The following is a 4,239-nucleotide window of genomic DNA, read 5'->3' as shown; positions in this document are numbered from 1 at the left end:
AGGTCAACCTCGCTCAGCCGTGTCCGCGTGTCGGTGCCGACGGTCTCCAACACCCGCACCCAATACCGCGCGATCCGCTCAGCCCACTCCGGATCGAACAGATCGGTAGCAACCGTCACCGACCCCCGCACCCCAGCCGGCGCCCCCTCACCGTCGAACGCCTCGCTGACCATCACGTCAAGGTCGAACTTGGCCGCCGTCCGCCCGGTCCCGGCCACGGGAGCCGGCCCCGTTCGCACGCCCGGCAGATCCAGCTCGGCGGCGATGGTGTCCTGCTTGGTCAGCACCACCTGGAACAGCGGGTGGCGAGCCATCGACCGCGACGGCGCCAGCTCCTCCACCAGCCGCTCGAACGGCACGTCCTGATGAGCGAACGCCGCCAGACTCCGCTCCCTGACCCGCCCCAGCAGTGCGCGGAACTCCGGATCGCCGGACAGATCCGCCCGCACCACCAGCGTGTTGACGAAGCAGCCGACCAGATCCTCCAGCGCCACGTCCGTCCGGCCCGCGTTCGCCGACCCGATCGGGACGTCCGTGCCCGCGCCGAGCCGCGACAACAGCACCGCCAGCGCGGCCTGCAACACCATGAACACCGTCACGCCCTCGGCCCTGGCCACCTCGACGAGCCGCGCGTGCACATCGGCCGGCACCAGCAACGGCACGCTGTGACCCCGGTGGGAGGCGACGGCGGGACGCGGCCGGTCGAACGGCAACGCCAGCTCCTCCGGCGCCCCCGCCAAAGCCTCCCGCCAGTACGCGACCTGGCGCGCCATCAGGCTGTCCGGGTCGGCTTCGTCGCCGAGCAGGTCGCGCTGCCACAGGGTGTAGTCGGCGTACTGGACGGGCAGCGCGTCCCACGATGGAGCCCGCCCCGCACGGCGGGCCGCGTACGCCACCGAGGCGTCGCGCGCCAGCGGCGCCATGGACCAACCGTCGCTGGCGATGTGGTGGACGACGACCACCAGCACACTGCCATCGAACAACCAGGCTCGGATCGGCACCTCCGATGACAGGTCGAACGCGTGACCCACCGCCTCGGCGACCGCACCGTCGAGCCCGTCCCCGGCCTCGCCGACGGACAGCTCCCAGTGCAACTCCTCCATCCCGACGACCCGCTGGTACGGCTCGCCGTCCGCGACGGGGAAGACCGTCCGCAGCACCTCGTGCCGCTCGATCACGTCCCGCAGGGCCAGGCCGAGCGCCTCGACGTCCACGTCACCACCGAGCCGCACCACGACCGGCACGTTGTAGGTCGCGCTGCGCCCTTCGAGCTGGCCGATGAACCACAACCGCCGCTGCGCGAACGACAACGGCACCCGCTCCGGCCGTTCCCTCGCCGCCAATCCGACCCGTGCCGCGTCCGCGTCGCCCAGCTGGGCTGCCAGCCGGGCCACCGTCGGCGCCTCGAACAGGGCCCGCAATGGCACCTCCACGCCGAGCACCGACCGGACGCGGCTGATGAGCCGGACCGCCAGGAGGGAATGCCCGCCGAGTGCGAAGAAGTCGTCGTCGACCGCCACCTGCGGCAGCCCCAGCACCTGTGCGAACACCCCGCACAGGAGCTCCTCGCGGGCGTCGGCCGGGCCGCGTCCCGCCGCGCCGCCGTAGTCGGGGGCGGGCAGGGCCTTGCGGTCGAGCTTGCCGCTGGTGGTGACGGGCAGGGCGGCGAGGGTCACGAGCGCGGCCGGCACCATGTGGGCGGGCAGCTTCTCGGCGGCCATCGCCCGTACCGAGTCGGTGTCCACCTCCTGCGGTACGAGATAGGCGACCAGCCGCTTGTCCCCGGGCACGTCCTCGCGCACGACGACCGCCGCCTGCGTCACCTGGGGGTGGGCGGCGAGCACCGCCTGCACCTCGCCCGGCTCGATCCGGAACCCGCGGATCTTCACCTGGTCGTCGCCGCGGCCGGCGAACACCAGGCGGCCGGTCTCGTCCCAGCGCACCCGGTCCCCGGTCCGGTACATCCGTCCGCCCCGCGGGCCGAACCGATCGGCCACGAACCGCTCCCCGGTCAGCCCGGGACGCCCCGCGTAGCCGCGGGCCACCTGTGCCCCGGCCAGGTACAGCTCGCCCACCACGCCCGGCGGCACCGGGCACAGCCATTCGTCGAGCACGTAGGCGCGCACGTTCACGTGCGGCCCGCCGATGGTCACCTCGCGGTCCGCGGACAGGTCATCGGTCATCGCCGCGCACACGGTCACCTCGGTCGGCCCGTACGCGTTGACGAGCCGGCGCCCGGCGCCCCAGCGCGCCACGAGCTCGGGGCCGAGGGCCTCCCCGCCGGCCACCACGGTCCGTACCCCGGCCAGTTCCGCCGTGCCCATCACGCCCAGGAGCGAGGGCGGCACCAGCAGGTGCGACACCCCGTACCGCTGGATCACCCCGGCCAGCCCGGCCCCCGGCAGCAGTTCGGCGCTGTCGGCCACCACGAGGCAGCCGCCCGACCACAGCGCCGTCAGCAGTTCCCAGCAGGCCGCGTCGAAGCCGGGCGAGGCGAACTGCAGCACGCGGTCGCCCTCGCCGGCCTCCCAGCCGCCGGCCGCCAGCAGGTTCACCGCGCCTCCGTGGGTGACCACCACGCCCTTGGGCCGGCCGGTCGAGCCGGAGGTGTAGATGACGTATGCCGCGGACTCGGACACCAGCCGCACGTCCAAGGGTCCGCCCGGGTGCTCCGCCGGGTCGTCCACCATCAGCGGCGTCAGGCCGTCCGGCACCAGGTGGGCCAGGGCCGGCGAGGTCACCACCGCCACCGCGCCCGCGTCCGCCATCGAGTACGCGATCCGCTCAGCCGGGTACACCGGATCCACCGGCAGGAAAGCACCGCCGGCCTTCAGCACGCCCAGCACCGCCACGACCCATTCGAGGCCGCGGCCGACGCACACCCCCACCACCGACTCGGGCACCACACCCCTGGCCGCCAGCGCGCGGGCCAGCCGGTCGGCCCGTTCGTCCAGCTCGGCGTACGACACCCGGACACCCTCACCGACCACCGCGAGGGCCTGGGGCGCCCGCCGTACCTGTGCCTGGAAGAGGTCCACCAGCGACGAGCCGGCCACCTCACCGGCCGTGTCGTTCCACCCGGTCAGCACGCGTCGCCGTTCGACGGCGTCGAGCACCTCCACGGCGCTCAGCCGGGTCTGCGGCTCGGCGGTCAGCGACGCCAGCACCCGCGTCAGCCGCCCGGTCAGCCGCTCGGCCGTCTCCCCGTCGAAGAGGTCCGCGGACGCCACCAGCGAGCCGCGCACCCCAGCGGGCCCGCCGTGGGTGTCGAACACCTCACCGAGCAGCACTTCGAGGTCGAACTTCGCCACCGCCGCACCGGCCGACATCCGCCGGGCCCCCACCCCGGGCAGCTCCAGCACGGCCTCGCCGGTGTTCTCCAGGGTCAGCATCACCTGGAACAGCGGGTGCCGTGCCATGGACCGCGACGGCGCCAGCTCCTCGACCAGCCGCTCGAACGGCACGTCCTGGTGGTCGAACGCCGCCAGGCTGGACTCGCGTACGCGGCCGAGCACCTCGCGGAACGTCGGGTTTCCCGACAGGTCGGTGCGCAGCACCAGCGTGTTGATGAAGAACCCGACGAGATCGTCCAGGGCCTCATCGGTGCGGCCGGCGTTGGCCGCGCCGATGGGGATGTCAGGTCCGGCGCCCAGCCGGGACAGCAGCACCGCCAGCGCGGCCTGGACCACCATGAACGTGGTCACGCCTTCGGCGCGCGCCAGTTCGACCACCCGCGCGTGCACCTCGGCCGGCACCTCGATCGGCACCGTGTGCCCGCGATAGGAGGTCACGGCAGGGCGGGCCCGGTCGGCCGGCAGCGCCAGCTCCTCCGGCGCCCCGGCCAGGGTCTCCCGCCAATAGGCGACCTGCCGCGAGATCATGCTCTCGGGGTCCCGCTCATCCCCCAGCAGTTCGCGCTGCCAGAGCGCGTAGTCGGCGTACTGGACGGGCAGCGGCTCCCACTCCGGAGCCCGCCCGTCGCGCCGTGCCGCATAAGCCACCGACACATCCCGCGCCAGCGGTGCCCGTGACCAGCCGTCACTGGCGATGTGGTGGATCACCACCACCAGCACCCGCTCATCGAACAACCACGCCCTGATCGGCACCTCCGCCGCCAGATCGAAGCCATAGCCTGTCGCCTCGGCGACCTCCAGATCAGCCGACGACACCCGCTCCATCCGCCAGATCAGCTCATCCGGCGCAAGAACCCGCTGGTAAGGCTCGCCATCAGCGACCGGG

At 73.3% G+C, this 4,239-nt stretch carries 1 protein-coding gene; it reads right to left on the bottom strand.

What is annotated here, in order from left to right; translation table 11 throughout:
• On the bottom strand, positions 1–4,169 hold a 4,169-nt coding region (locus ETD85_RS60515), incomplete at its 3' end, for an amino acid adenylation domain-containing protein (RefSeq protein ID WP_240780149.1).
• Positions 4,170–4,239: the final 70 nt, after the last annotated feature.

The sequence above is a fragment of the Nonomuraea zeae genome, assembly GCF_005889725.1.
GTDB classification, from domain to species: Bacteria; Actinomycetota; Actinomycetes; order Streptosporangiales; family Streptosporangiaceae; genus Nonomuraea; species Nonomuraea zeae.
The sequence above is the reverse complement of the archived record's forward strand: the minus strand, read 5'-3'. Positions and strand labels throughout refer to the sequence as shown.